Consider the following 25,247-nt stretch of genomic DNA (forward strand, 5'->3'; position numbering starts at 1 on the left):
CCGGCAGAGGCCGCCTGGCCGCGAAAAATGCCCCCCGCCGTCGCGGAGGGCGGCCGCTATTTCAGAGCCGGAAGCGTTCCGTCGCGGTTTTCAGGGCTTGCGCCGTGCCGAGCAGGGCCTGCGCGGCACGGGCCGTGATGCTCATGCTCTCGCCGGTATGTTCGACCTGGTTGGCGATGCGTTCGACCTGCTGGGCCAGCGCGGTACTCGCCTCGCTCTGCTCGCGGGTCGAGGCGGCGACTTCGCGAACCAGTCCCTGGGCCGAGCGCGAGCCTTCGGCAATGCGCTGTAGCAGGTCGGTCGTCTGGCAGGCGGTGGACCGCGCCTTGTCGGCTTCCGGCAGTGCGGCATCCATGATTTTCGCGGTATTCAGCGTTTCGTTCTGGATCCGTTCGACGACCCCGGAAATTTCGACGGTGGCTTTTTCGGTGCGCTCGGCGAGAACGCGTACCTCGTCGGCTACCACCGCGAAGCCGCGGCCCTGCTCGCCGGCCCGGGCGGCTTCGATGGCGGCGTTCAGCGCCAGCAGGTTGGTCTGGCCGGCAATGTCCTTGATCACCGAGGCAATGCGGGCGACTTCCTGGGTGTTGGTGGAGAGCATGCGCACCTGCTCGGCCGCTTTTGCCACCGTGCCGGCCATTGCCGCGATATCGTCGGCCACCGTCTTGACGCTGCTTTCGCCCTGAATGGCGAGGTCGGCGGCGCCGCTGGCAAAACGGTCGGTCTCGTCGGCATTCTGGGAAACGTGGGTGATCGAGACGGTCAGCTCCTCCATGGCGGCGGCCATGGCTTGGGTGGACTCGGTTTCGGCGTCCGCCGCCTGGGCGACTTCGGCCGAGGTATCGGCGATTTGGCGGGCCGAGGTGGTGACCTGGCCGGCGCCCTGGGCGATTTCACTCATCATCGTGCGCAGCGCGACGACCAGGTGGGCGAGTTCGCCGAGCAGGCTTTCCCGGGCGGGTGAACCGAGCGAAACCGTCAGGTCGCCGGCGGCGACCTTGTTCATCGCGGCCAGCGCAGCGGCCGGTTCGCCGCCGATCTGGGCGAGAATCCGGCGGGCGATCCACCAGGCGACGGCGCCAACGCTGAGCAGAATCAGCGCGATGACGATGGCGGCAATGCGTACCTGCTGGTAGAACAGGGCGTCCAGGTCGTCGATATAGAGACCGGTGCCGATCACCCAGTCCCAGGGGGCGAAATGCGCGACGCGCTGGAGTTTCGGCACCATCGCTTCGCTGCCCGGCTTGGCTGTCTGGGTCTCCGTGAAGCCGGTTTTGTCGAGCGCGGCGTTGACCAGGGCGCGGACGGTGTAGGCACCACTCTTGTCCTGGCGGTCCCAGTGCGGCTTATCGACGTATTCGGGACGGATCGGGTGCATGATCCCGATGCCCTTGCTGTCGTAAATATAGAAATACTCGTTGCCCTGGTAGCGCATGTTGCGCAGGGCATCCTTGGCCAATTTCTGGGCCTGTTCGCGGCTCAGTTCGCCGCGGCTTTCCTGTTCCTGAAAGCCCTTGGCGGTCGTTACGGCGATGTCGACGGCGGTTTGCAGCATCGCCTTGCGGTCGTCCAGCAATTGTCCGCGCAGATGGACGATTTGAAAGGCGCCGAGAACGAGCAGCCCGAGCAGGGCGACCAGCACCGACAGGGTCAAGCGGCCCTTCAGACTCCGAAAATTGAGCAGTCCCATATTTCCTCCTGGTGTTGTTGATTGCGGCCATTTACGTTTGTTGGCCGCTGTTGTATTTATTTGGCAAGCGTCAGGCAGACTAGTCTCAGCGGGTAGCGATGTCCAGCTTTGGCGGGCGCCATGGCAAACGGCTACAATCGCTGCCCATGAGCCTGCTGCACAACTTCACCTTTCTCAACTTTTTCGTGGTCGGCGCCGGCGCCGCGCTCGGCGCGTGGGTGCGCTGGTTGCTCGGCATGGCCTTGAACCCGCTGTTCATCACTTTGCCGCTCGGCACGCTGGCCGCCAACCTGCTCGGCGGCTATCTGGTCGGCATTGCCGTCGGTCTGTTTCACCTCAACGCGCACTTCCCGCTGGCCTGGAAGCTGTTCGCAATTACCGGCTTTCTCGGTGGCCTGACCACCTTCTCGACCTTTTCTGCCGAAGTGGTTGAACGCCTGCTGGCCGGCCAGCCGGCCTGGGCGATCGGCCTAGCTTCGGTGCATCTGGCCGGTTCGCTGACGGCTACCTACCTTGGTTTGCTGACCGTCGGCGCGACGCGTATCTGGTCCTAGGCCACTTTTTTCAGCAGCTTCAGGCATTCCAGCGAGGCCGCCAGATCGAGCGCGGTGAAGTCGTCGAAATTCTTCAGTTTGGCGTTGGCCCCTTTTTCGAGCAGCAGTTTGACCAGATCGGGCTTGCTGTTCGAGGCGACGTACATCAGGCAGGTGGCGCCGTTGCCGTTCTGGTTGTCGATGGCGATGCCGGCCGCGATCAACTGCTCGATCAGCCCGTGATCGCCGTTGTAGCAGGCCAGCCAGAGGGCATTGCAGCCATCGGCATTGAGCGCTTCGAGATCGACGCCGTGGGCCAGCAACTCGTCGACGATATCCCGCCGGCCCAGCTTGGCGGCCCGCATCAGCGGCGTGAACCGGCCGTCAGCCTGTGCCGCGGAGAGGTCGTCGGACGGGAAGGCGTGTTCTTCGAGGAAAGCGGCGAGGCTGGGGGTCATCGGTGGTCCTTCTGGCGTTGGGGGTAGGGGGGCCCGGTTTCAATCCGGGCATCGTTGATCGGCGTGCCGACCGTGAAGTGATAGACGCTTTGGTAGCGGTTGCCGCTCAGACCGAAGGCTTGATGCACCGGGTCGTCGAAGAAGCAGCCGATGCCGGTGCCGCGCACTCCGGCCGCTTCGGCTTCGAGGTAGAGCACCTGGCCGACCAGGCCGGCTTCGCGCAACAACTCCCGGTAGCCGTGACCGTTGTCCGTGGCGTCGGCGAATTCGCCGAGCATGCCGAGCGAGAAGGCGCTGGTCGCCGCGATGTCCTGGTGGCAGGACAGCGAGCGGGCGAGGCGCTGTAGTTCCTGCAGGTTCATCTCGGCCAGTTGGATCAGGCCAAGGTGGGCCGGGCAGTCGCGGTCGAAGTCGGCCACCGCCCGGCGCCCGGCAAAGCGCTGGTCGGCCGGGGCCAGCGCCTCGGCCAGGTCGGGCGCCGCCGCCGGGCTGCGCGGCAGCAGGTAGAGGCCGCTCGGCAGGCCATCGACGCGCAGCACAAAGAGCAACAGGTGGATGCGCGGCGGAGTCGGGTGGGCCGGCCATGGCGCCTGCGGGCGCGGCAGCAGGGCGTCGAGCAGGCGATAGAAACTGGCTTTGGCCAGGCTGCACTTGGGGTCGAAACGCTGGGCGCTGCGCCGCTGGCGGATCAATTGCGCCGTCCCGGCCGCTGTTATGTGCGGCGGCAGGGCCGGTCGGGGCGGAAATTCGGCGATAGCCGGCGGCGAGATGGCTTCGCCGCTGGCCGCGGCGACCTGATCGATGGCCGGCCAGCGATAGCCGGGGCTGGCGTCGATCCGGCTCGGCTGGCCCTGCCAGTCGGCGCTGTCCAGCCAACTGGCGAGCGCCGCGCCAAGCGGCGGCAAGGACAGGCCGGGGCCGCGCACGGCGAGCAGTATTTCCGGCTCTTCCGTTTCGGTAAAAGCGTAGCGCGACGGCGGGAAATCGGCGGGGCGGTCCAGTCCCAGGCAATGCGCCAGTTGTCCGGCGGCCAGCGGCAGCGGGCGAATTTCCCAGCCGAGCAGGGCGGCGGCGTAGGCCAGCGCTCCGACCGCGTGGCCGACATCGAGCTGGCAGTAGCGAAAGGCGCGTTCGCCGTATTTCCAGGCCTCGCGCCACATCACGCTGCTCAGGCCGACGGCCAGCCAGGGCGCGGCCAGCCCGGGCGGCTTCAGGGCGCGGCCTTCGAGGGCGTGGTTTTCGGGGTCGTAGTGCTGCAGGCCGCTGGCGATCCCGGCGATGCCGTCGCTCAACAGCCAGGCTTCGACCGGGTGCAGGTTGCCGGACGACGGGTTGCAGCGCAGCGCCCAGCGGCTCGGGCCCCAGGTTTTCCAGGCCGAAAGGCCGAAAGCCAGTTCGAATAGGGCGCCGACACTGTGCTGGTCCGGGGCGACCGGGCTTGCCGGGGCTTCCGTTAGTTGGCTGTAGGGGCGTTCGAAGCGCTCGGCGGCGAGCGGCAACTCGCTCAGCGGCGCCCCGGCATAGTGGCGGAAGGCGGCCGGCTGGGCGTCCCAGTCGAGCTGGCCGGGGCCTTCGGCATAAGCCTCAAAGCGGTGCTTGGTGCGGGCGTGATAGGCGCGGACGACGGCGGCGCCAGTGACGATGGTTTGTGGGGTATCCGACACGGTTGGGGGGCTTTCTGCTGTTTGGCAGTTGTTGAGCAAGGCTTGTGCCCGTTATAAATCATGGGCTTGGCTGGGTTGGCACTATCTCTGCGAGAAGGTTCAAACCCCAACCCAACCGAGGAGCAAACCGATGGAACAATCCACACCTCCGATTACCCGCGAAGCCGCGCTGCGCGTGGCGCTGGCGGCCCGTGCCATGCCCAAGGTGAGCCTGCCGGCACTGATCGAATTGTTGCAACGCCAGCTCGGCGAACAGATCGACGAGGACAACTTGCGCCGGGTGACGGTGACCCAGTTGAAAACCGGTTTTGCCAGTGCCGACGGCGAAGAGGATGGCGAGGATATCGGCATCGGTCTCGAGGCGATGAAGCTGGCGGTGCGCATCCTGTGGGGCGAAACGCAGGGTGACGACTCGCTGCCGAAGATCGAGCCGTACCACGACGGCGACCTGCCCGGCTCGCTCCGGGTGGCCATTGCCTCGGATGGCGGCGACAAGCTGAGCGGCCATTTTGGCTCGTGCATCCGCTATCTGGTCTATCAGGTGTCGCCGACGGCCAGCCGGCTGGTCGATATCCGCGATGCGGTCGAGGCCGATCTGGCCGAGGACCGCAATCAGTGGCGCTGCCAGTTGATCAAGGATTGCCACGTGGTCTATGTCGTCTCGATCGGCGGACCGGCCGCGGCCAAGGTGATCCGCGCCGATATCTTTCCGATCAAGCTGCCGGACGGCGGGCCGGCCGACCAGGTGATCGGCCGCTTTCAGCAGGCCATGGCCGAATCGCCGCCGCCCTGGTTGCTGAAGATTCTCGGCGTGGCGGCCGAGAATCGTCTGAAAAACTACAACGCCGCGACGGTCGACGACTAGGACTCACCCCATTCGGCGAGGAACTGCTCGACGAAGTCGGTCATCACCTGATGGCGCGCTTCGGCGAGCGCCCGGCCGGACGGCGTGTTCATCCGTTCTTTCAGGAGGAAGAGCTTTTCGTAGAAATGGTTGAGGCTGGGGCCTTTCGACGCCTTGTAGGCCTCTGCCGTCTGATGCATGACCGGCGGCACGTCGGGGTCGTGCATCAGGCGTCCGGCATGGCCGCCGTAGGCGAAGCAGCGGGCAATGCCGATCGCCCCGATGGCGTCGAGGCGGTCGGCATCCTGCACGCATTTGCCTTCCAGGGTTTGCATCCCGGTAGCCACCCCGGCCCCCTTGAACGAGATGGTCGCGACAATGTCCACGACCGGCTCGATCAGGCTCGCCGGGGCGCCTTCCTGGCCAAGCAACAGCGCCGCTTGGCGCGGCCCGACGCTGTCGTCGCCGCCGTGAAACTTCCAGTCGGCGATGTCGTGCAGCAAGGCACCGAGTTCCGCTATTTGTTGATTGGCGCCTTCCTCGGCGGCTATCTGGCGGGTCAGTCGCCAAACCCGGTTGATATGGTGCCAGTCGTGTCCGGAACTCTCGGCTAAAAACCGGGCTTTGACCTGCCCGGCGACGCGTTCAACTAAATTCGCCATGAAAATCTCCTCGGCCGGCATCCTAGCTCGTCCGGGAGTGTGTTTGGTCGAGCTTAACCGGCAGTTTTCTCCATCTGCCCCGGGTTCAGGCCGACGGTGGTCAGCAACGGACCTTCGAAACCGTTCCACCAGACGGCGACCCAGGCGTTGCCCTGGTCGTCGATGCGCTCGACCAGGCAGGTCGAGCCGATCATGTCGGTAAACATGTCGAGGTCGTCTTCGTCCATCTCCGGGTCGGGCGTGATGCCGAGGATGCGCACGTGGTCGCCGAGGGCGATCGGCAGGCCGTGGCGGTCGAGGGTGGAAGGCTGGGCGGGCATGGCGGACTCCGGCAGTGGCATGAGTGGGGCGGCCCTGTCGGAAAGTCGACGTAAAAGGCCGTGTTCAGTGGCCCGGTGCAACTGCCGTGCCAGCGCGCCTAGCGCAAGGCCGCCGCCACCCCTTTGTCGAGGCCGCGCATGAAGGCTTCGATGGCCGCCGTGTAGCGCGATTCGCCGCCCAGCGACAGGCTGATCTCGCGGTGGCTGAGGTCCTGGGCGAGAACCGCGGCACGGGTGCCGAAGGACTCGGCCTTGGCGACGAAGCGTTGGGCCTGGGGACAGGATTCCGGGCGTTGCGTCGAGCAGACGGCGAGGATGGGCGCGGTCCGCCGGTCGAGCTGGTGGTACGGCGAGGTGGCTTGCCAGTAGTGCGGGTCGCTGCCGAAGGCTTCGTCGTAGAGCTTGAAGTGCCGTCCGGTCATGATGCCCGGAACATCGAGGGCACCGCTGTCGAGCAGGATGCTGCCGAGCCAGGGGGCGGTCTGCAGGTCGGTGCTCAAGCGTGGCGTGCTGGCGAGCAGCGCAATCAGATGGGCGCCCGCCGAATGGCCGATCAGGATGAAACGCTTCCGGTCGCCGCCCCAGTTGTCGGCCATCTCCTGGGCTTTGGCGAGGGCCAGCGCAACATCCCTGGCCTGCTCGTAAGGGCCGGCTTTCGGTGCCGCCCGGTAATTGACGGTAACCACGGCAAAGCCGCGGGGCAGCCAGCGGCCCAGCTTGTTTTCGAGGACGCGGCGCGCATCCTTGTCGCCATTGCTCCCGCCACCGTCGGGCACGAGGAAGATGACCGGGGCGCGGCGCGCCTGCTCCGGGGCATAGACGTCAAAGCGTTGCTCGTCCTCGGCCCCGTAGGCGATATTGCGCCGGACCAGATTGTCGGCCAAGGCGCCGGCACTGAGCAGACAGGCGACAAGAAGCAGGATCAGCGGACGGCAGTCGCGCACGCGTCGATGCATGGCTTCAGACGAGGCCGTTGAGCGCCGAGCGCAGCACTCGGCCACCGTTGGCGCTCAGCGTCCAGCCGAGGGCGCCACAGTTGACCAGCACCGTCGCCCAGAAAACCACCAGGAACGATTGCTTGCGCGACTTGTGGCGCAAGCGGTTCTGCGCCACCAGTGCACCCGGCCAGCCGCCGATCAGGGCGAGCAGATGCAGGCGGTCTTCCGGCGTCCGTCGCCGGTCGGCCTGGGCGGCTGATTTATCAATGGCATAGGCAATGAAGGTGACGAGGCTGGCGCCAACGTACCAGCCAAGGACAAGCAGCGGCAGTTTTGCGGTCAACGCGCCGGCCGTGACAAAAGCCAGGAACAGCGCGGCGACGATCAGCGGGAGGCGGCTGGGTCCGGACGAGGCGGCCGGCTTGCCACGCCGTCCGCCGGGATAGTCCACGTGGCGGGCCTGGGCGCGTCCCTGGCCGTCGCTGGCCAGTTCATAGGTGACGATCTCGTTGACCAGTGGCCGGCGCTGCCGGTTAGCGAAAGTCTTGATGTGCACAAATACCGGCTCGCCGCCGCCGTTCGGGGTGATGAAGCCGAATCCCTGCTCGTCTTTCCAGGTCGTGATCTTGCCTTGGTGGCGCATGCTCTCGCTGACGGTATCTGTAATGGGTAACTGTCCGTCATTGTCGCCTTTTCATACGACATAAAACAAGATGGCAATGAAATGCATCAGGCTGCCGGCGATCACGAACAGGTGCCAGATCCCGTGCCAGTGCCGGAAGCGCTGGTCGAAGGCGAAAAATATGATGCCCACCGTGTAGAAGATGCCGCCGCCGGCCAGCCAGAGGAAGCCGGGGAGGCCGAGATTTTCGAGCAAGGGCTTGATGGCGACCAGGACGATCCAGCCCATCAGCGCATAGATGACCAGCGACATGACCCGCGCTTCGGAGCGCGGCTTGATTTCCTGCAACATGCCGATCAGCGCCAGCGCCCAGACCACGCCGAACAGCGACCAGCCCCACGGCCCGCGCAGGCTGATCAGGCAGAAGGGGGTGTAGCTGCCGGCGATCAGCAGATAGATCGACAGGTGATCAAGCTTGCGCAGGATGCTTTTCGCCCGCCCGCGGATGCTGTGATAGATCGTCGAAATGCTGTAGAGCATGACCAGCGTCGTGCCATAGACCGCAACGCTGAACACCTTCCAGCCATCGCCGCCGGTCAGTGCCAGGGCCAGCAGCCAGACCGCGCCGGTCAGGGCAAGCAAGGCCCCGATCAGGTGCGTCCAGGCGTTGAATTTTTCTCCGGGGTACATCGTTTGCCTTTGTTCAAAGTGACAGCGCGCAAGGTTTGCTGCAGCGCAATTAGACAGCGGCCCGCCACCGGCGTTCGTTTCGCCGTCGTACTAAGAACAGTATAGACAATCGCCGATTGCCACTTCTCGCATGGATCGGGGCGGGGTTTTCCTGCACAATTCACGGCTCAACTATTGCAGGAAAGATGGATGCCGCCCAGGCCGGATCGTTTCGGCCGCGCGCTGTGCACAATGGCAACGAATACTGAACAAAAAAGACCGCGCCAGACCGCTGGCGAGCGCTTGCTCTGTCTGTCGGCCGACTACGGCCGGCTGCGCGGCATGCAGCGCAATTTGCTGCGCTCGACCGGCGAAAAACGCGCCAAGCTGCAGGCCGATTTTGCCGCGCTGCTCGAACGCTCGCAGGCCGGCCTGGCGAAGCGTCAGGCGGCGCTGCCCAAGCCGGAATTCCAGGCCGATCTGCCGGTCAACGAACGGCGCGGCGAAATCGCCGAGCTGATTGCCAAGCATCAGGTGGTCATCGTTTGCGGCGAAACCGGTTCCGGCAAGACGACGCAGTTGCCGAAAATCTGCCTCGAACTCGGGCGCGGCGCGGCTGGTCTGATCGGTCACACGCAGCCGCGCCGGCTGGCGGCGCGTTCGGTGGCGACGCGGCTGGCGCAGGAGCTGAAGACGCAAGTCGGCTCGGGCGTCGGCGTCAAGATCCGCTTCCAGGACCGCTCCAGTCCGGACAGCTGGATCAAGCTGATGACCGACGGCATCCTGCTTGCCGAGTCGCAGTCCGACCCGTATTTGAGCGCCTACGATACGATCATCATCGATGAGGCGCACGAGCGCAGCCTGAATATCGATTTCCTGCTCGGTTACCTCAAGCAGTTGCTGCCGAAGCGCCCCGATCTGAAGCTGATCATCACCTCGGCGACCATCGATGCCGAGCGCTTCGCCGCGCATTTCGCCGTCGGCGAACAGCTGGCGCCGGTGATCGAGGTCTCCGGCCGGCTCTACCCGGTCGATGTGCGTTACCGGCCGGTCGCCGATCTGGAAAAGAAGGACGACGAGCGCGATCTGTACGACGCCATCGTCGATGCGGCCGACGAGTTGTCGCGGCTGGGCAGTGGCGACATCCTCGTTTTCCTGCCTGGCGAACGGGAAATCCGCGAAGCGGCCGAAGCCCTGCGCAAGCACGCGCTGGCCCGGCCGGGCTTGTCGTCGGCGCATGCGCCGGAAATCCTGCCGCTGTTCTCGCGCCTGTCGGCCGGCGAGCAGGACCGTATCTTCAAGCCGTCCGGCAGCCAGCGGCGCATCGTGCTGGCCACCAACGTCGCCGAAACCTCGCTCACCGTGCCGGGCATCCGCTATGTGATCGACAGCGGGCTGGCCCGGGTCAAGCGTTACTCCTACCGCAACAAGGTCGAGCAACTGCAGATCGAGTCCATTTCGCAGGCCGCGGCGCGGCAGCGGGCCGGGCGTTGCGGCCGGGTGGCGGCGGGGGTCTGCATCCGCCTCTACGACGAACTGGATTTCAACGCCCGTTCGCCGTTCACCGATCCGGAAATCCTGCGTTCGTCGCTGGCCGGCGTCATCCTGCGCATGAAGTCGCTGCGCCTGACCGATGTCGAGAGCTTCCCCTTCATCGAACCGCCGCCGCCCAAGGCCATCGCCGACGGCTACGCGTTGTTGCAGGAGCTCGGCGCGCTCGACGAAGAGAATGTCCTGACGCCGATCGGCGAGTCGTTGGCCAAGCTGCCGCTCGATCCGCGCATCGGCCGCATGCTGGTGGCGGCGCGCGACCTCGGTTGCCTGAAGGAGGTGATGGTGATCGCCGCCGGCCTGTCGGCGCAGGATCCGCGCGAACGGCCGCAGGAACGCCAGCAGGCGGCGGACGAGAAGCACAAGCTGTTCGCCGACGAGAAGTCGGAATTCCTCAGCTGGTGGAAGTTGTGGAACTGGTTCCAGAATGCCGTCGAGCACAAGAAGACCAACAAGCAGCTGGTCGACAACTGCCATGCGCATTTCCTTTCCTACCTGCGGCTGCGCGAGTGGCGCGAGGTGCATGGGCAGTTGCACGCGATGGTGGCCGAACTGGGCTGGAAGGAAAACGAAATCGCCGGCACCTTCGAGGCGATCCACCAGGCGCTGCTCTCCGGCCTGCTTGGCAATATCGGCTGCAAGTCGGACGAATCCGGCTATTATCTCGGCGCGCGCGGCATCCGCTACCTGATCCATCCCTCGTCGCCGCTGCAGAAGAAGGCCGGCAAGTGGATCATGGCGGCCGAGATCACCGAGACGACGCGGCTGTTCGGCCGCTGCGTCGCCCGCATCGAAGCGGACTGGCTGGAGAAAGTGGGCGCTCACCTGATCAAGCGCCAGTACTTCGACCCGCACTGGGAAAAGAAGTCGATGCAGGTCGCCGCCTGGGAGCGGACGACGCTGTACGGCGTGGTGATCAATCCGAAACGGCGCATTCATTACGGCCCGATGGCGCCGGCCGAAGCGCGCGAGATCTTCATCCGCCAAGGGCTGGTCGGCGAGGAAATCGACGAAGCCTTTGCCAAGCGCTGGCCGTTCTATCAGCACAACCAGAAGCAGATCCGCGACATCGAGCGCCTCGAACACAAGCAGCGCCGCCAGGACGTGCTGGTGGACGACGAACTGATCTTCGCCTTCTACGATCACCTGATTCCCGAGGGCATCCACAACGGCGCCACCTTCGACCACTGGCGCAAGGAGGCGGAGCGCGACAATCCAAAGCTGCTGTTCCTCGCCAAGGACGACCTGATGCGCCATTCGGCGGCCGGCGTGACGACCGAAGCCTTCCCGCATCACCTCAAGGTCGGCGGCGTGGAGTATGCGCTCACCTACCATTTCGAGCCCGGTTCGCCGCGCGATGGTGTGACGCTGACGCTGCCGCTGGCGCAGCTCAACCAGATCCCGGCCGGCCGTCTGGAATGGCTGGTGCCGGGGCTGTTGAAGGAAAAGCTGGTGCAGCTGATCAAGACGCTGCCGCAGAAAATCCGCGCCAAGCTGGTGCCGGTGCCGGAGTTCGTCGAAGAATTCATGGCGGCGGTCGCCGGCAACGACAAGAAGATGGGGCTGGGACTGATCCCGCCGCTGATCGACTACATTCTCGAGGCGCGCGGCCTGAATGCCCGTGGCTGGGCGGTGACGCCGGACGCTTTCCGACCGGATGCGCTGCCCGCGCATTTTTCGATGAACTACAAGCTGATCGACGAGCATGGCCGCCAGATCGACATGAACCGCAGCCTGATGCAGTTGCGCGCCGACTGGGGCAGGGAAGCCAAGCAGGAATTCGCCGAGCTGCACGAAACGCCGTCCGAATACACCAAGCTGACCGACTGGACCTTCGGCGAACTGCCGGAACTGATGGAAGTGCCGGTCGCCGGCCAGACCGTGCTCGGCTACCCGGCGCTGACCGACGAAGGCGAAACGGTCAGCCTGAAGGTCTTCGATTCGGCCGAGGAAGCGGCCGCCGTGCACCGCGCCGGGCTGCTCCGCCTGTTCATGCTGCAATGTCGCGAGCAGGTGAAGTATTTCGACAAGAACGTCCCCGGCCTGAGCCAGATGGCCATGCAATACATGGCGTTGGGCAGCAACGACGACCTGAAGCGGCAGATCATCGACCTGACTTTCGAACGCGCCTGCCTGAACGAACCGCTGCCGACGACGCCGGCGGCGTTCACGAGCCGCTGCGCCGAAAGCAAGGCGCGGCTTGGCCTGGTGATGCAGGAGGTCTGCCGGATGGTCGGCACGGTGCTTACCGAATGGCAGGCGGTGGTCAAGAAGCTGCCCGCCTTCAAGGTGCATGCGGCCGCCGTACAGGATGTCGAAGCGCAGCTGAAGCGGCTGATGGGCAAGCGTTTCGTGCTCGATACGCCGATCGAACGGCTACAGCACTACCCGCGTTACCTGAAAGGCATCCAGGTCCGCCTCGACAAGCTGAAGGCCAACCCGGCGCGCGACGCGCAGCTGATGGCCGAGTACGCCCCGCTGTGGACCAACTACGAGCGGCGCGCCATCCAGCTTGCCAAGCTGGGCGCCGCCGATCCGCAAATCGAACAGTTCCGCTGGTTGCTGGAGGAGCTACGGATCAGCCTGTTCGCCCAGGAGTTGCGGACGCCGGTTCCCGTCTCGGTAAAGCGGTTGCAGAAGCAGTGGGAAGGCCTGCTCTCGTCGAGCGGCCGGTAAGGCGGCATCAAGCCTTGACGTCGATGCTGCCGCCGCCGACATCGACCGATATCGACGAGTCGGCCAGGCCGCTGCCCAGCGAACCCAGCGCGGTGTAGAGGTCGGAACCGGCTCCCTGGGCCAGCGTGTTGTTCAGTTCGTTCAGGCTTTTTTCGGCGGCCTGGACGTCCCCCTTGGTTTCCTTGTCGGCGGCTGCCAGTTTGGCTTTCAACAGCGCGATGATCTGCTTCAGGACTTTCCGCGCTTCGAGCAGCGCGGCACGCAATCCCTTGTCATCATCGGCGGCATTTGCGTCTTTGTTTTCCTTTGCCTCTGCTGCGGCGGGGTCGGCCGCCGCCTGATTGTCTTCACCGGCCTCGCCGCTGTCTTCGGCAGCGGTGGCCGCCACGCCCGCTTCGGCCGCCACCGCCACAACCTGGGCGCTGGCGGTGTCCGCGGCCGGTGCGGCCTCCGGGCTCGCTTCGGCCGACGACGCATCGGCGCTCGCCGCCGCATCTGCGCTCGGTAGCGTGGTACTGGCCGAACTACCCCCCGTTTTCAGCAAATGCCCGAGAGCGGCGAGCTCTTTGGCCAGTCCGCGCACCTGGCGGGCGATGGCCGCGGCTTGTTCCGGGGAAGCATGGAGCAGCATCGCCTTCAGCGAATCGAGCTGGCGTTTGATGAAGGCGGCTTTCGCCGTGGCCGCCTCTTTCGCGCTGTCCTTGGCACTCGGCATGGCTTTCAGGCGCTGCAAGGCCGACTTCATGTCCTGCATCCACTTCGCCTGCGGATCGTCCGCTTCGCGCAAGGGGCTACCGGTCTTACGCTTGGTGCCGGCCGAAGCCAACAGGCTGATCGACCCGGCCCATGTTGAGGAATCGAGTTTCATGGCGGGCTTCCGGAGAGTGAAATTAATTTAACGACATATTGCGGATAAACTTGAACGTTGCCGCCCAAAGGCTTCGACATACCGGCACGAAAACGCGGCCCGGGCAGGGCCGCATTGTGTTCTGCGGTGTGCTTGCAATCCGACCAATAGCGAGGTTTCTCTGATGAACGATGTGCTCCTTGCGCTGATGCGCACCTTGTCCAGTTTACGGTCGGGGCGGATCTGGGGCTATGTGCTGCTGCCGGCTCTTGTGTCGCTGGCGTTGTCGATCGTGCTGGCCATTTGGGTGCTCGGCGGACTGGTCGAGCAGATGCTGCTCTATCCGCCGATGAGCTGGCTGATCGGCTGGGGGGCGCTCTGGCTCGCCTATCTGCTGGCTTACCTCGGCGGCTGGATGGCGATCTTCGCGGCGGCTTACCTGACCGCTTCGCTGCTCGCGGCCATCCTGGTCATGCCGCTGCTGCTCAAGTACCTGTCGGAAAACGAATACCGTGACGTTGCCGCGATGGGCAAGGACAGTTTCGTTGCCGCCGCGGTGAACAGCGTCGTCGCTTCGCTGCTGTTTGTCGCCGCCTGGCTGCTGACCTTGCCGCTCTGGTTGATACCCGGCCTGTCGCTGATCGTGCCGATGTTGCTGATGGCCTGGCTCAACCGCCGGACTTTCGCCTACGACGCCCTGTCGATGCACGCGACCGAAGCCGAATGGGCGGCGCTGCAGCGCCAGGGCAAGGGCCCGATGTTCATGCTCGGACTGAGCATGGCGCTGTTCGCCCATGTGCCGATCCTGGGATTGCTGGTGCCGGCGCTGGCGGCGCTATCATTCGTTCACTACGGTCTTGAGGCGTTGCGTCGTTCGCGCAGCGGCGCGGTCGTTACCATTGAAGGGGAACGTGTATGAGTCGCACCTTTGGCGCCATTATCATCGGCGACGAGATCCTGTCCGGCAAGCGGCAGGACAAGCACTTCGCGAAAATTGCCGAAATGCTCGGGGTGCGCGGCCTGCGCCTGTCCTGGGTCGAGTATCTGGGTGATGACCGGGAGCGCCTGGCCGCCACCTTCAAGCGCACGATGGCGGCCGGCGACGTGGTATTTTCCTGCGGCGGCATCGGCAATACGCCGGACGACCATACCCGGCAGGCCGTCGCGGCCGCCCTCGGCGTCGGATTGGAACTGCATCCGGAAGGCTACGAGGAACTGAGGGCCCGCTTCGCCGGCGAGGAGGTCACCGATCAGCGTCGGCAACTGGTCACCTTCCCGGCCGGCGTCCGGATCATTCCCAATCCCTTCAACCGCATTCCCGGCTTCACTGCCAATGACCATTACTTCGTGCCGGGCTTTCCGCAGATGGCCCATCCAATGATCGAATGGGCGCTCGATACCTATTACCGCGATCTTTTCCAGCCGGTCGACGGTGTCGTGGAAAAAGCCTTCCTGCTGACCGGCCCCAATGCCTATGAAAGTGCGCTGCTCGATCTGATGGAACGGATCGTCCGCGACTATCCGGCGCTCCGCCTTTTTTCGCTGCCTTCGTTGACCGGTCACGAACGGAAACATCTGGAACTCGGCGTCGAAGGCGAGCCGGGCCTGGTAGACCGGGCAATGGAGGAAATCCGCCGCGAGATCGAGTGGCGCGGCATTGTCTGGACCTGGCGCCCCTGAGCCGCGCGGCGTTCGGCAGACGTAAAAAAGCCCGCGAATTTCGCGGGCTTTTTGTTGGGCCGAAGGCGCCGAATTACTTGGCGGTACTCTTCTTGGCGGCAGCGGTTGTCGCGCTGACGGCCTTGCCGGTTGCCTTGGAGGCGGTCTGGATATTGGTTTCAGCGAGATCGGACATTTGCTTGGCCATCGCGGTCATGCTGTCGAAAGCCTTGCTCGATGCGTCGAGCATGGACTGCATGGTGGCGGCGAAGAAGTCACCACCGACCGGGGCCGAGGACTTGGCCTTGGCGACGGCGCTGTTGGCGGTCTTGCTAAAGGTGCTGTACTGGGCTTCCATCACCGAAGTGATTTCCTTCTGCATTTCGCTGACCAGCTCGTACACGTTGCGCGAGTAGTCAACCAGCTTTTCCATATTCGGCTTGGCCAGTTCGCTGTTCAGCTTGGCGGCTTCATTGGCATCCTTGGCGGCCAGCAGTTGCTGGGTTCCGGCCACGGTATTGTTGAAGAATTCGCGGGAAGCGGCCATGTTCAGGGCGGTCAGACGCTCGACGCCATTGAAGGCGGTGCGCAGCAGGGCCGTCATGATTTCGGCGTTGGCTTGTTGGGCGGCAGTCAGTTGTTCGAAATTCGGGTTGCTCATCATCTTCTCCAGTATATTTTTGGTGGAACAGGATGCAACAAAGCCCCCGCTTGCGGCGGGGGCTTCTAGGAACAATTACTTGCTCTTCTTGCCGGCAGCGGCAGAGGCGCCGACAGCCTTGACCGTCGCGTTGGTGGCGGCGGCAACATTGGCTTCGGTGATTTCGGCAACTTGCTTGGCAGCCTTGTTCAGGTTGTCGAAAGCGGAGTTGGCGGCAGCAATGGCGGACTTGACGGCAGCAACGGCAACGTCAGAACCAGCCGGAGCGGACTTGGCAGCCTTGTCCAGCAGTTCGGCAACTTGCTTCTGGAAACCACCAAACTGGCCTTCCAGGGTCTTGGACAGTTCTTCCTGAGCCTGGGCGGAGATTTCATAAACGGAACGGGAATAGGCCACGGCCTTTTCAACATTCGGCTGGGCCAGGGAAGCCTGGATGGACAGGGCTTCTTGCACGTCCTTGGCGCCGAGCAGGGCTTTGGTGCCGGAGACGGAGTCTTCCAGAACGGAACGGGCGGTGTTCAGGTTCAGGGCAGCGATACGCTCGGCAGAAGCCAGGGCGGCATTGGCCAGGGACAGCAGGGAATCAACAGCGGTCTTGTTGGCGGAGGCGAGTTGCTCGGGATTGGTGAAGTAATTCATGGGTTATCTCCTAGATGAAAAGTCATGCGAAACAGTCAGAACCGTTGCAGTGCTTTTTTCAACACATGTTGCACCGCACCATGGATTCAATTATAGGATTGATTGTGACATTGTCAACAAATTTTTTGTGCGGTGCACAAAAAATGTAAGCCGATGAATAGATGGAAAGTTTCAGGCTCTTTGGCGTCGATCCCGGGCGGCGATTCAATATGCCCCCGGGATGGATGCACTACGGCTGTGCGGCTGGTATGCTCAGGCCGCCAGCGCCCTTGAGCTCGAGGTTTTCGCTGCGCGAAGTGGGGCGTTCCGGCTCGCCGCCTTTGTTTTTGGGCTGAATCACGGCGCGTACGCGGGTCGGCGGCGCTTTCGGATCGCGCTTCTCGCCGGCGGTTACCAGATACTTTTCGCTGATCGCGTCGTACCAGATGTAATCGCCCTGCACCTGATCTTCGCCGCTCTTTACCCAGGCCCGGTGGAACAGTTCGGCGATTTCGCTGTTGCTGTTGTACTCGATGCGCTCGGCTTCCCCTTCCATGTACTCTTCCTTGCCTTCGCGCTTCTGGCGGAAACGGGCGAGACCATCCTTGCCGCCGAAGGCGGTCCCTTTCTGGAAGCCGTAACGGTCTTCGGTGACCACGACGCGGTCGGCTTTCAGCGTCATCGTTCCCTTGGTGATCAGCACGTCGCCTTCAAGGATCTGGATTTTCTTGGCGTCGTCGATCGAAACCCGGTTGGCTTCGAGTTGCATCGGCTTGTCGCGGTCGGCCCGTTCCGCCAAGGCTGGCTGGGTGGCGAGAAGGCAGAGAGTGAGTGTGGCGAGACGAATGATCATGGCGTTGGCCTGGGGCGAATGTAGAGCCCGGTCACCTGCGATTGCAGAACGAGCGTGGATGTATTGTTGTCGAGATGCGCGCCGACGCCCTTGATCCAGGACTGGCCCTGGGTGATTTCGACCGGGCTGTTGGTGAAGGCAAAGCCGGCATCCGGCTGGGTGGTGAGGTCCGGCATGCGGGCTACCATGGCTGGGCGATCGGCGGTTGCGGTACGGGTCAGCGTGACGTCGTCCCAGAGGAAAATGGTTTCGCCCTTCGACGTTACCCTGGCATGTTTGGCGACGACCTCGACCGGGGCGGCATCGGGCCGGTAGCTGATCAGTTTGGGGGCGGTCAGTTCGGAACTGTCGTCGTCCGGGTAATGCACCAGATACGGGGCGATCAGCCGGTACTTGACCTGGCCGCTGTCGTCAAAACGACGGACCATGAAATTTTCGGCGATGGCGTCCGGGTCGTGCCGGAGTTTGCCGTCATTGGCGAGTTCATCCTGACCGATGACTTTTTGCAGCCAAAAAGTCAGGCCGGCGAGGAGCGCCAGCAGAATGATCGGAAAGAGTTGGCTGGGCCAGTGCTTCATCGCGCGTCGAGATAGGGGGCGAAAGCGGCATCGAGCTTGCCCTGGGCGGAGAGGATCAATTCAATTGCTTCGCGCACGGCGCCGTGGCCACCGCCGGCGTCGGTCACGGCATGGGCGCGCTCCTTGACGATGGGGCGGGCGTTGGCCGGGGCGATGGCCAGACCGCACCGGGTCATGGCCGGCAGATCGATCAGGTCGTCGCCCATAAAGGCGCAGTCCGGCCAGTGCAGGCCGAGCTTGTCGAGCAGGCCGCCGACGGCGGCGCGCTTGTCGGCAACGCCCTGATAGACGTGTTCGATGCCGAGGTCGGCGGCGCGGGCCGCGACGACGCCGGAGGTCCGGCCGGTGACGATAGCCAGTTCGATGCCGGCACGCTGCATCATCTTCAGGCCGAGGCCGTCCTGGACGTTGAAGGTTTTCAGTTCGCCACCGTTATCGGTGTAGTGCAGGCCGCCATCGGTCATCACGCCGTCGATATCGAAGGCGACGAGTTTGATGCGGGCGGCGCGGGCGGTGGTGTCCATCAGATAACTTTCGCAGTGAACAGGTCGTGCATGTTGAGCGCGCCGACCAGAACGCCGTCGGCGTCGACGACGAGCAGGGCATTGATGCGCAGGCGTTCCATCATCTCGACGGCTTCGACGGCGAGCCGGTCGGGCCGGATGGTGCGCGGCGCGGGATGCATCACCGAAGCGATGTCGCCCTGACGCAGGTCGATGCGCTTTTCAAAAGCCCGGCGCAAATCGCCATCGGTAAAGATGCCGAGCGTCTTGCCGGCTGGGTCGGTGATCGCGACCAGGCCGAGGCCGCCGTGCGACATGGCGACGATGGCCTCGGTCAGGTCGGTCGCCGGGGCAACGGCGGGTACCTTGTCGCCCGGGCGCATGACGTCGCAGACACGGGTCAGCAAACGGCGGCCGAGCGAACCGCCGGGGTGCGAGCGGGCGAAGTCGTCGGGGCCGAAGCCGCGCGCGTCGAGCAGGGCGACGGCGAGCGCGTCGCCGAGCGCCAGCGCCGCCGTGGTGCTGGCGGTCGGTGCCAGGTTGTGCGGACAGGCCTCCTGTTCAACGGCGGCGTCGAGATGGATGTCGGCTTCGCGGGCCAGCGTCGAGCTCGGCACGCCAGTCATCGAAATCAGCCGGGCCCCCTGGCGCTTGATCAGCGGCACGATGCGCAGCAGTTCTTCCGATTCGCCTGAATTGGAGAGGGCGAGCAGTACATCGTCGCGGGTAATCATACCGAGGTCGCCATGGCTGGCTTCAGCCGGGTGAACGAAATAGGCCGGAGTGCCGGTGCTGGCCATGGTTGCCGCAATCTTGCGGGCGATGTGGCCGGATTTGCCCATGCCGCTGACGATCAGACGGCCATGGCTGTTGATGATCAATTCGACGGCCTTGGCGAAATCGCCGTCAAGACGGTCGATCAGCGCAGCGACCGCGGCAGCCTCGATGCTCAGGGTCTGGCGACCCAGTTCCAGAGCGCGTTCCGGCGAAAAACGAAGGGCAGGTGGGCTTGGGTTCATGGGCGGGCAACGGTTATGATGGTCGAAGTATACCCGAATCGCGAAAGTCCCCTTGAGCACACTGTCTCTCGTCCTCCTGCTGCTTGGTGCCTCGGTTTTGGCCGTGGTCATCTTCCGCCGCTTCAACCTGCCGCCGGTACTCGGCTACCTGTTTGTCGGCAGCATCATCGGCCCGCATGCACTGAATTTGATGAACGACATGTACCGGGCCGAGTATCTGGCGGAGTTCGGCGTGGTTTTCCTGATGTTCTCGATCGGCCTCGAGTTCTCGTTGCCCAAACTCTATGCGATGAAGCGCATCGTTTTCGGCCTGGGGCTGCTGCAGGTCGTCATCACGATGCTGTTGACCGCGTTGCTGGTCATCGGGCTGGGTATCGGCTGGCAACTGGGCATCGCCCTCGGCGGTGTTTTTGCGATGTCGTCGACAGCGGTGCTGACCAAGCTGCTGGCCGAGCGGATGCAACTCAATTCGGCGCATGGCCGCGAAATCATGGGCGTGCTGCTGTTCCAGGATCTGGCGGTGGTGCCGATGCTGGTGATCATTCCCTCGCTGACCCAGCCGCCCGAAAAACTGGCGGTCCTGCTGGCAATTGCCTTGCTCAAGGCGATTGTCGTACTGGCGGTGATTCTGGTCTTTGGCCAGCGCCTGATGCGCAAGTGGTTCCACTTCGTTGCCCGGGCCAAGTCTTCCGAGGTGTTCGTCCTTAACGTGCTGCTGATTACGCTCAGTCTGGCCACGCTGACCGAACTGGCCGGTCTGTCGCTGGCGCTCGGCGCCTTCGTTGCCGGCATGTTGATTTCGGAAACCGAATTTCGCATGCAGGTCGAGGATGACATCAAGCCGTTCCGCGACGTGTTGATGGGGCTGTTTTTCGTGACCATCGGGGTGAAACTCGATTTGCACATCCTGGTCGGCTTGTGGTGGCAGGTGCTTCTGGTATTGGTCGCACTGCTGACCTTCAAGAGTCTGATCGTCGGGTTGCTCTCCTGGCGTTTGGGGGCAACGCCGGGGAACGCCATGCGCTCGGCCCTCTGGCTATGTGCCGGCGGTGAATTCGGTTTCGTACTGCTCGGCGAAATCGCCCACATGCCGAAAGCCATCGAGCAAATCGCGCTGACGGCGCTGGTGCTTTCGATGTTGATCGCCCCCTTCATCGTGCAATACAGCGAGAAGCTGGTGATGCGTTTTGTCGCCAACGAATGGCTGATGCGTTCGATGCAGCTGACGCAGATCGCCGCCCAGTCGATGGGGACGGAAAAGCACGCAATCCTCTGCGGCTTCGGGCGAAACGGTCAGTATCTGGCCCGCTTTCTCAGTCAAGAAGGGGTTGGCTACATCGCCATGGATCTCGACCCGGATCGGGTCCGCGAAGCAGCGGCCGGTGGCGAGAGTGTCGTTTTCGGCGACGCCGGACGCAAGGAAGTCCTGATCGCCGCCGGGTTGATGCGGGCCAGTGTGGTCATCGTCACGATGAGCGATACGTCGCTCGCCGAGCGGGTGCTGCACCACGTCCAGGAATTGCGTCCGGATCTGCCGGTAGTGGTGCGGACCTCCGATGAGCGCGACATGGCCCGTCTTTCCAAGGCCGGCGCGGCGGAGGTCGTGCCGGAAATGCTCGAAGCCAGCCTGATGCTGGCTTCACATGCGCTGGTCCTGGTTGGTGTGCCGATCAATCGGGTTTTGAAGCGCATCCGGCAAATCCGTTCGCAACGTTACCGTCTGCTCCGCGGTTTCTATCGCGGCCAGACCGACCGCGAAGAAGATGAGGATCACCAGCCGCGCCTGCATTCGGTCTGGCTCGCCCCCGGTGCGGCGGCCATTGGCCAGACGCTGGCTGTGCTCAATCTGGAGGGGCTGGGCTGCGAAGTCAGCGCCATCCGCCGGCGCGGCATCCGCGCTATCGAACCAGCGCCGGAAACGGTTCTTGAATCAAGCGACGTGGTCGTCGTGCTCGGTGATCCGGGATCTGTGGCGGCCGCCGAACAACGGCTGCTGCAGAAATGAAAAAAGCCCGCCGAGGCGGGCTTCCTTATCGGTCATCTTGCCATCAGAACGTCATGCAAACCGTATATCCTGTCGTGTCAAAATTGGCTGTCGTTGCTGCTATGGCTGCTGCCGGGGCTGCAACCGTCCCACCGGTGACCAAGGCTCGCACGCGAATCGATCCTGTCGTTGTGTTGTTATCGTCTATGGTGGCATCAAGCTGGCGCGCATATTTTCCCAAAATGCCGCTAGAGCAAAAAACGTAGGTGCCAGTCATGCCGGTAATAGGTATTTGAGAAACGATCGCGCCGGTCAGCCCAATCCGTCCGCCTTCGACATTGATAGGGTAGTACTCGGTCTGAGTCATGTCGGTCGGTCCGGCCAGAAAATTGGTCAGGCGAACGGCGCGCCAGTATTTTGCGGATTCGTCGGTGGCTGTTTGGGAATTCCACTCACCGTCGATACGACCATTTCCGTCTCCTCTATCCGCTAGGATTCCACCAGGAAGATTTGTATCGGCGCGAAGATCATCTCCTGGCACCGCGCGGAAACGATCCTGATATCCATAGATGGCCAATGGTGCATTCTTGAAATCATTTGCCAGATTTTTTACCTTCGCGCTGTTGATCAATTCCTGGCCCTTCAATACTCCGCCCATCAGCAGGCCGATAATGACCAGCACAATGGCGATTTCGACGAGGGTGAAGCCTTTTTGATGGCTTTTCATGGCATGCTCCGCTTGTATTTTCTTGAGTTCGTATATGCAAATACCGTGCCCGAAAGGTTGGGTGCAAATTTGCCGGCTTCTGCCTGGATTTAGCGGAAAAGTGTCGAAAAATGGACATTCTGTTTCAGAAATGAACGTCGGGACAAAGCTTTCGCGGCGTCTTGCCAACTGGTCGCATTTGCTGCTGGCCGGCCATTTACTCATGTTGCATGCGCTGGCTTTTGGCGGCTGGCAGATTCCTGCTGTGCGCTTGCTGTGGGTGGCGGCGCTCGGTCTGTTCTTGATCTGGCAGCCCTTCGTCGCCGGTGAGCGACGGATCAGTGGTCGTCAGGGGGCTGTGCTGTTTGCGGCGGTACTGGTTTCGACCTGGTTCATCGGGCCATGGCTGCTGTTGATCTGGTGTGGCGCACTGGCGGCGGCGATTGGCGGGCGGGTGTTGTGGACCGAGCGGCGGGGCGAACGGGCGGGCTATCTGCTGGCTTTCGGCTATCTGGTCGGGGTCACGGTGTTCGGGGTGGTGCCGGAAGTCTCGTCGGCGGTCGCTCTCGACCCCTTGCCGCGCAATGTCATTGCCTATTACATGCCGTTCATTCTGCCCTTGCTCCTCGTCTTTCCGGCCCGGGCACCGCAGCGGCGGGCCGGCGATGCCTTCGATCTGTTTTATGGCATTCTGGTTTTTCTGGTTCTTGCTGTTTTCGTGCTGGGCGCCTTGGCCTACATGCTGGTTGGCGGGGTCAGCTACGTCGAGTCGCTGTTCAAGACCTCATTGACCGTCGCCGCCGCCTTGCTGGTAGTGGCCTGGGCCTGGAATCCGCGGGCTGGTTTTTCCGGCATTGGCTCGGCAATGTCGCGCTACATGCTGTCGGTTGGCATGCCGCTTGAGCAGTGGCTGGTCCAGTTGTCCGAAGAAAGCGAACGGCAAGTTGATCCGGCGAGTTTTCTCCGCGCCGTGATGCTGCATTTGCAGGGCATGCCCTGGGTGCGCGGGGTTTCCTGGGCGGTCGGGGGCAAGCTTGGGCAGTCGGGGCAGCAGACGGCGCACCGGCACGTTTACCAGACGAATGACTTCGAGCTGGCGGTCTGTTTTCGCCTGGCCCCGTCGCCGTCGATGCGCTGGCATGTCGAATGGCTGCTGCGCCTGACCGCCGAGTTTTATCTGGTCAAGCGCCAGGCACATGACCTGCAGCGGATGAGCTATTTACAGGCCGTCTATGAAACCGGTGCCCGGGTGACGCACGACGTCAAGAATCTGCTGCAATCGATGCAGGGACTTTGCTATGCCGCCGCCCAGCCCGGTGATCCGGCGCAACTGGCCGGCTTGCTCGGCCGGCAGTTGCCGCAGATTACCGAACGACTGAAGGTGACCCTGGAAAAGCTGCAGTCGCCGCAGGCCGAGAGCGGCGAATGCGTGCCGGCGGCACTGTGGTGGAGTCAATTACAGGACCGTTATGCCGACGCCTCGATTGTCTGGCATGGGCAGTCGACAGCGGAGAGCATGGTGCCGCTCGGCTTGTTCGATAGTGTGGCGGAAAACCTGTTGCAGAATGCCCTGGCGAAGCGACAGCGCCAGGCGGGCCTGGGTATCGCGGTGGATTTTGCCGATTCGGTCCTGACTGTGGTCGATGACGGCAGTCCGATTGCTCCGGATGTTGTTGGCCGTCTGTTATGGGAACCGGTCAGTTCGCATGATGGCTTGGGTATCGGGCTCTATCACGCCGCCCGCCAGGCCGAAGCGGCGGGATATTGTCTGGCGCTGCTTGAAAATCGTCCGGGGCGGGTGGCTTTCAGCTTGTCAGTTCGTCGCTGATGGAAATTTCGGGCCGCTCCTTTTCGCTGCGCGGGCCGATCAGGCGATAAACCACGGTGTTGCCCTTGCCCTTCAGGTAAAGCGTTTGCGGTGACTCGAAGGTGAATTGCTCGGCTAGTCGGCGACGCGTGGTTTCATCGACCTGGATCATGCCGGGTACGCCTTCGCTGGTGATTCGGCTGGCCAGATTGACGGTGTCGCCCCACAAGTCGTAGATGAATTTCTTCTTGCCCACCACACCGGCGACGATCGGGCCGGTGCCGATGCCGATGCGTACGTCGAGATGCATGTCATTGATGGTGAAATCGCGGCGCAGCAAATCACGCATCGCGATGGCCAGTTCGGCGATGGATTTCGAGTAGTTGCTCAGTTCGTTGTTCAGGCCGCCGGCGACCATGTAGGCATCGCCTATGGTCTTGATCTTCTCGACGCCGAAGCGTTCGGCCAACTCGTCGAAGGCCGAGAAAATCCGGTTGAGCATGGCGAATACCTGCTGCGGCGAGAGGCCTTCGGCGATGCGGGTGAAATTGACGATATCGACAAACATCACCGTGACGTCGGCAAAGCCGTCGGCGATGGTCTGCTTGTTGTGCTTGAGACGCTCGGCGATGGGGCCGGGAAGGATGTTGAGCAAAAGCCGCTCGGAGCGCTCCTGTTCTTCCTGCAGCAGGTGGTGAGTGGCTTCCAGGCTGGCCTGCGCCTTGGCTTTCTCCTGCACGGCATAGCGCAGCAGCAGGTAGACGATGCTGGAAATGGCGGCGAAATTCAGGGCGAAAAAGAAGACGCTGGTCCGGATGGCGATCTTCGGTGCCGTCGACGCCACGCTGTCGGCCAGAAAGTAATCGAAAAAGCCGGACAGCGCGGTCAGGAAAATGTAGGCGATGAACCAGGCCAAGGATTCGCGCACGCCGAAAAAGAGCAGTGCGCCGATTGGCGCCAGCAATCCCCACAGGCTGGTGCCGCTGGCCGTGATGAAATTGCCGATACCCCATTGCACGGCGAAGGGCGCGAAGAGAAAGAGCGCCAGTTGCGAATAGCGGAAGAAGTCGAAATTGCCGGTATGAAAGAAAAGCAGCAGATTGCTGACGAGCAGCAACTGGAAAATGAAGGGCGCCGTCGCCGAAAACTGTGGCCCCATCTGGCCATACAGGAACAGCCACACCATTGAGCCGAGACAGACCAAGCCGGTGGCGAAGATCAGCAGCGATTTCTTCAGCCGTGTTTCGGCATCGTCATCCGGATTGATGCCGGCGTTGCGTAGGGAGAATAGGAAAGGTTGCTGGTTCACGAGAAATCCGGGTAGCGCTCATAACTTCGGCATAAACCAGTGTGGCAGTCGGGCCGGCCCAGGTCAATACGGCGAA

24 protein-coding genes are annotated in these 25,247 nt (G+C 63.2%); 7 read left to right on the forward strand and 17 right to left on the reverse strand.

From position 1 onward, the window contains the following. Positions 1–61: 61 nt before the first annotated feature. A complete protein-coding gene (locus tag ACLIKD_RS01320; RefSeq protein WP_428826853.1) occupies positions 62–1,690 on the reverse strand; it encodes a methyl-accepting chemotaxis protein in 1,629 nt (542 codons plus the stop codon). Between the two features lie 146 nt (positions 1,691–1,836). On the opposite strand from ACLIKD_RS01320, the gene crcB reads away from it, so the two are divergent. After that, positions 1,837–2,244, forward strand: coding sequence for a fluoride efflux transporter CrcB (gene crcB, locus ACLIKD_RS01325; protein WP_226418521.1), 408 nt, complete (start codon positions 1,837–1,839; stop codon positions 2,242–2,244). On the opposite strand, the gene ACLIKD_RS01330 is transcribed toward crcB, so the two are convergent. Together ACLIKD_RS01330 and ACLIKD_RS01335 are read right to left on the reverse strand one after the other, a co-directional pair. Beyond that, on the reverse strand, positions 2,241–2,681 hold the full coding sequence (locus ACLIKD_RS01330) for an ankyrin repeat domain-containing protein (protein WP_428826854.1): 441 nt from the start codon (positions 2,679–2,681) through the stop codon (positions 2,241–2,243). The genes crcB and ACLIKD_RS01330 overlap by 4 nt on opposite strands. Beyond that, the gene (locus ACLIKD_RS01335) at positions 2,678–4,345 is read right to left on the reverse strand and encodes a nitroreductase family protein (protein WP_428826855.1); all 1,668 of its coding nucleotides are present in this window, start codon (positions 4,343–4,345) and stop codon (positions 2,678–2,680) included. Before ACLIKD_RS01335 ends, ACLIKD_RS01330 begins: the two co-directional genes overlap by 4 nt. Positions 4,346–4,475: 130 nt before the next feature. Here ACLIKD_RS01335 and ACLIKD_RS01340 point away from each other — a divergent pair, with 130 nt between their 5' ends. After that, complete coding sequence (locus ACLIKD_RS01340; protein WP_428826856.1) at positions 4,476–5,210, forward strand: dinitrogenase iron-molybdenum cofactor biosynthesis protein; 735 nt, start codon at positions 4,476–4,478, stop codon at positions 5,208–5,210. Here the strand turns inward: ACLIKD_RS01340 and ACLIKD_RS01345 are convergent. From ACLIKD_RS01345 to trhA, 5 genes are all read right to left on the reverse strand, one after another. Next, the gene (locus ACLIKD_RS01345; RefSeq protein ID WP_428826857.1) at positions 5,207–5,851 is read right to left on the reverse strand and encodes an HD domain-containing protein; all 645 of its coding nucleotides are present in this window, start codon (positions 5,849–5,851) and stop codon (positions 5,207–5,209) included. The genes ACLIKD_RS01340 and ACLIKD_RS01345 overlap by 4 nt on opposite strands. Positions 5,852–5,904: 53 nt before the next feature. Continuing rightward, on the reverse strand, positions 5,905–6,171 hold the full coding sequence (locus ACLIKD_RS01350) for a hypothetical protein (RefSeq protein ID WP_428826858.1): 267 nt from the start codon (positions 6,169–6,171) through the stop codon (positions 5,905–5,907). Positions 6,172–6,269: 98 nt separating this feature from the next. Beyond that, positions 6,270–7,115 (reverse strand): alpha/beta hydrolase, encoded by an 846-nt coding sequence (locus ACLIKD_RS01355; RefSeq protein WP_428826859.1) that lies wholly within the window; start codon positions 7,113–7,115, stop codon positions 6,270–6,272. A 16-nt stretch (positions 7,116–7,131) separates the two neighbouring features. Beyond that, on the reverse strand, positions 7,132–7,752 hold the full coding sequence (locus ACLIKD_RS01360; protein WP_428826860.1) for a DUF1294 domain-containing protein: 621 nt from the start codon (positions 7,750–7,752) through the stop codon (positions 7,132–7,134). 51 nt (positions 7,753–7,803) lie between these two features. Then, positions 7,804–8,421: a PAQR family membrane homeostasis protein TrhA gene (gene trhA, locus ACLIKD_RS01365; RefSeq protein WP_428826861.1), complete on the reverse strand. Its 618-nt coding sequence runs from the start codon at positions 8,419–8,421 to the stop codon at positions 7,804–7,806. A gap of 231 nt (positions 8,422–8,652) precedes the next feature. Between trhA and hrpA the strand changes: the two genes are divergently transcribed. Beyond that, positions 8,653–12,627 (forward strand): ATP-dependent RNA helicase HrpA, encoded by a 3,975-nt coding sequence (hrpA, locus tag ACLIKD_RS01370; RefSeq protein ID WP_428826862.1) that lies wholly within the window; start codon positions 8,653–8,655, stop codon positions 12,625–12,627. 7 nt (positions 12,628–12,634) lie between these two features. Here hrpA and ACLIKD_RS01375 read toward each other — a convergent pair whose 3' ends face one another. Beyond that, positions 12,635–13,495 carry a hypothetical protein gene (locus ACLIKD_RS01375; RefSeq protein WP_428826863.1) on the reverse strand — a complete coding sequence of 287 codons (861 nt, stop codon included), beginning with the start codon at positions 13,493–13,495 and terminating at the stop codon, positions 12,635–12,637. Positions 13,496–13,658: 163 nt separating this feature from the next. Here ACLIKD_RS01375 and ACLIKD_RS01380 point away from each other — a divergent pair, with 163 nt between their 5' ends. Continuing rightward, the gene (locus ACLIKD_RS01380; protein WP_428826864.1) at positions 13,659–14,393 is read left to right on the forward strand and encodes an EI24 domain-containing protein; all 735 of its coding nucleotides are present in this window, start codon (positions 13,659–13,661) and stop codon (positions 14,391–14,393) included. Further along, positions 14,390–15,154, forward strand: coding sequence for a competence/damage-inducible protein A (locus ACLIKD_RS01385; protein WP_428826865.1), 765 nt, complete (start codon positions 14,390–14,392; stop codon positions 15,152–15,154). Before ACLIKD_RS01380 ends, ACLIKD_RS01385 begins: the two co-directional genes overlap by 4 nt. A gap of 73 nt (positions 15,155–15,227) precedes the next feature. Here ACLIKD_RS01385 and ACLIKD_RS01390 read toward each other — a convergent pair whose 3' ends face one another. The 6 genes from ACLIKD_RS01390 to ACLIKD_RS01415 form a co-directional block, all read right to left on the reverse strand. Further along, positions 15,228–15,794, reverse strand: a complete 567-nt coding sequence (locus ACLIKD_RS01390) for a phasin family protein (protein ID WP_226418534.1) — start codon at positions 15,792–15,794, stop codon at positions 15,228–15,230. 75 nt (positions 15,795–15,869) lie between these two features. Beyond that, positions 15,870–16,433, reverse strand: a complete 564-nt coding sequence (locus ACLIKD_RS01395; protein ID WP_428826866.1) for a phasin family protein — start codon at positions 16,431–16,433, stop codon at positions 15,870–15,872. 229 nt (positions 16,434–16,662) lie between these two features. Beyond that, positions 16,663–17,265 carry a lipopolysaccharide transport periplasmic protein LptA gene (gene lptA / locus ACLIKD_RS01400; RefSeq protein WP_428826867.1) on the reverse strand — a complete coding sequence of 201 codons (603 nt, stop codon included), beginning with the start codon at positions 17,263–17,265 and terminating at the stop codon, positions 16,663–16,665. Further along, a complete protein-coding gene (gene lptC / locus ACLIKD_RS01405; RefSeq protein ID WP_428826868.1) occupies positions 17,262–17,843 on the reverse strand; it encodes an LPS export ABC transporter periplasmic protein LptC in 582 nt (193 codons plus the stop codon). The genes lptA and lptC overlap by 4 nt, the downstream gene beginning before the upstream one ends. After that, a complete protein-coding gene (locus ACLIKD_RS01410; RefSeq protein ID WP_428826869.1) occupies positions 17,840–18,367 on the reverse strand; it encodes a KdsC family phosphatase in 528 nt (175 codons plus the stop codon). The genes lptC and ACLIKD_RS01410 overlap by 4 nt, the downstream gene beginning before the upstream one ends. After that, positions 18,367–19,365, reverse strand: a complete 999-nt coding sequence (locus ACLIKD_RS01415) for a KpsF/GutQ family sugar-phosphate isomerase (RefSeq protein ID WP_428826870.1) — start codon at positions 19,363–19,365, stop codon at positions 18,367–18,369. Before ACLIKD_RS01415 ends, ACLIKD_RS01410 begins: the two co-directional genes overlap by 1 nt. A gap of 52 nt (positions 19,366–19,417) precedes the next feature. Between ACLIKD_RS01415 and ACLIKD_RS01420 the strand changes: the two genes are divergently transcribed. Next, complete coding sequence (locus tag ACLIKD_RS01420; protein WP_226418540.1) at positions 19,418–21,370, forward strand: monovalent cation:proton antiporter family protein; 1,953 nt, start codon at positions 19,418–19,420, stop codon at positions 21,368–21,370. 43 nt (positions 21,371–21,413) lie between these two features. Here ACLIKD_RS01420 and ACLIKD_RS01425 read toward each other — a convergent pair whose 3' ends face one another. After that, positions 21,414–22,076 (reverse strand): type II secretion system protein, encoded by a 663-nt coding sequence (locus tag ACLIKD_RS01425; protein ID WP_428826871.1) that lies wholly within the window; start codon positions 22,074–22,076, stop codon positions 21,414–21,416. 130 nt (positions 22,077–22,206) lie between these two features. Here ACLIKD_RS01425 and ACLIKD_RS01430 point away from each other — a divergent pair, with 130 nt between their 5' ends. Next, positions 22,207–23,883 (forward strand): hypothetical protein, encoded by a 1,677-nt coding sequence (locus tag ACLIKD_RS01430; protein ID WP_428826872.1) that lies wholly within the window; start codon positions 22,207–22,209, stop codon positions 23,881–23,883. On the opposite strand, the gene ACLIKD_RS01435 is transcribed toward ACLIKD_RS01430, so the two are convergent. Further along, positions 23,861–25,171, reverse strand: coding sequence for an adenylate/guanylate cyclase domain-containing protein (locus ACLIKD_RS01435; RefSeq protein ID WP_428826873.1), 1,311 nt, complete (start codon positions 25,169–25,171; stop codon positions 23,861–23,863). The genes ACLIKD_RS01430 and ACLIKD_RS01435 overlap by 23 nt on opposite strands. Between the last annotated feature and the right edge of the window lie 76 nt (positions 25,172–25,247).

The sequence above is a fragment of the Azonexus sp. IMCC34842 genome, from assembly GCF_050368855.1.
GTDB classification, from domain to species: Bacteria; Pseudomonadota; Gammaproteobacteria; order Burkholderiales; family Rhodocyclaceae; genus Azonexus; species Azonexus denitrificans_A.

Excerpts from the sequence above, each read along its gene's own strand:
- ACLIKD_RS01320 (WP_428826853.1), bottom strand. The coding sequence starts at position 1,690 with ATGGGACTGCTCAATTTTCGGAGTCTGAAGGGCCGCTTGACCCTGTCG.
- crcB (WP_226418521.1), top strand. The coding sequence starts at position 1,837 with ATGAGCCTGCTGCACAACTTCACCTTTCTCAACTTTTTCGTGGTCGGC.
- ACLIKD_RS01330 (WP_428826854.1), bottom strand. The coding sequence starts at position 2,681 with ATGACCCCCAGCCTCGCCGCTTTCCTCGAAGAACACGCCTTCCCGTCC.
- ACLIKD_RS01340 (WP_428826856.1), top strand. The coding sequence starts at position 4,476 with ATGGAACAATCCACACCTCCGATTACCCGCGAAGCCGCGCTGCGCGTG.
- ACLIKD_RS01345 (WP_428826857.1), bottom strand. The coding sequence starts at position 5,851 with ATGGCGAATTTAGTTGAACGCGTCGCCGGGCAGGTCAAAGCCCGGTTT.
- ACLIKD_RS01350 (WP_428826858.1), bottom strand. The coding sequence starts at position 6,171 with ATGCCCGCCCAGCCTTCCACCCTCGACCGCCACGGCCTGCCGATCGCC.
- ACLIKD_RS01360 (WP_428826860.1), bottom strand. The coding sequence starts at position 7,752 with ATGCGCCACCAAGGCAAGATCACGACCTGGAAAGACGAGCAGGGATTC.
- trhA (WP_428826861.1), bottom strand. The coding sequence starts at position 8,421 with ATGTACCCCGGAGAAAAATTCAACGCCTGGACGCACCTGATCGGGGCC.
- hrpA (WP_428826862.1), top strand. The coding sequence starts at position 8,653 with ATGGCAACGAATACTGAACAAAAAAGACCGCGCCAGACCGCTGGCGAG.
- ACLIKD_RS01375 (WP_428826863.1), bottom strand. The coding sequence starts at position 13,495 with ATGAAACTCGATTCCTCAACATGGGCCGGGTCGATCAGCCTGTTGGCT.
- ACLIKD_RS01380 (WP_428826864.1), top strand. The coding sequence starts at position 13,659 with ATGAACGATGTGCTCCTTGCGCTGATGCGCACCTTGTCCAGTTTACGG.
- ACLIKD_RS01385 (WP_428826865.1), top strand. The coding sequence starts at position 14,390 with ATGAGTCGCACCTTTGGCGCCATTATCATCGGCGACGAGATCCTGTCC.
- ACLIKD_RS01390 (WP_226418534.1), bottom strand. The coding sequence starts at position 15,794 with ATGAGCAACCCGAATTTCGAACAACTGACTGCCGCCCAACAAGCCAAC.
- ACLIKD_RS01395 (WP_428826866.1), bottom strand. The coding sequence starts at position 16,433 with ATGAATTACTTCACCAATCCCGAGCAACTCGCCTCCGCCAACAAGACC.
- lptA (WP_428826867.1), bottom strand. The coding sequence starts at position 17,265 with ATGATCATTCGTCTCGCCACACTCACTCTCTGCCTTCTCGCCACCCAG.
- lptC (WP_428826868.1), bottom strand. The coding sequence starts at position 17,843 with ATGAAGCACTGGCCCAGCCAACTCTTTCCGATCATTCTGCTGGCGCTC.
- ACLIKD_RS01410 (WP_428826869.1), bottom strand. The coding sequence starts at position 18,367 with ATGGACACCACCGCCCGCGCCGCCCGCATCAAACTCGTCGCCTTCGAT.
- ACLIKD_RS01415 (WP_428826870.1), bottom strand. The coding sequence starts at position 19,365 with ATGAACCCAAGCCCACCTGCCCTTCGTTTTTCGCCGGAACGCGCTCTG.
- ACLIKD_RS01425 (WP_428826871.1), bottom strand. The coding sequence starts at position 22,076 with ATGAAAAGCCATCAAAAAGGCTTCACCCTCGTCGAAATCGCCATTGTG.
- ACLIKD_RS01430 (WP_428826872.1), top strand. The coding sequence starts at position 22,207 with ATGAACGTCGGGACAAAGCTTTCGCGGCGTCTTGCCAACTGGTCGCAT.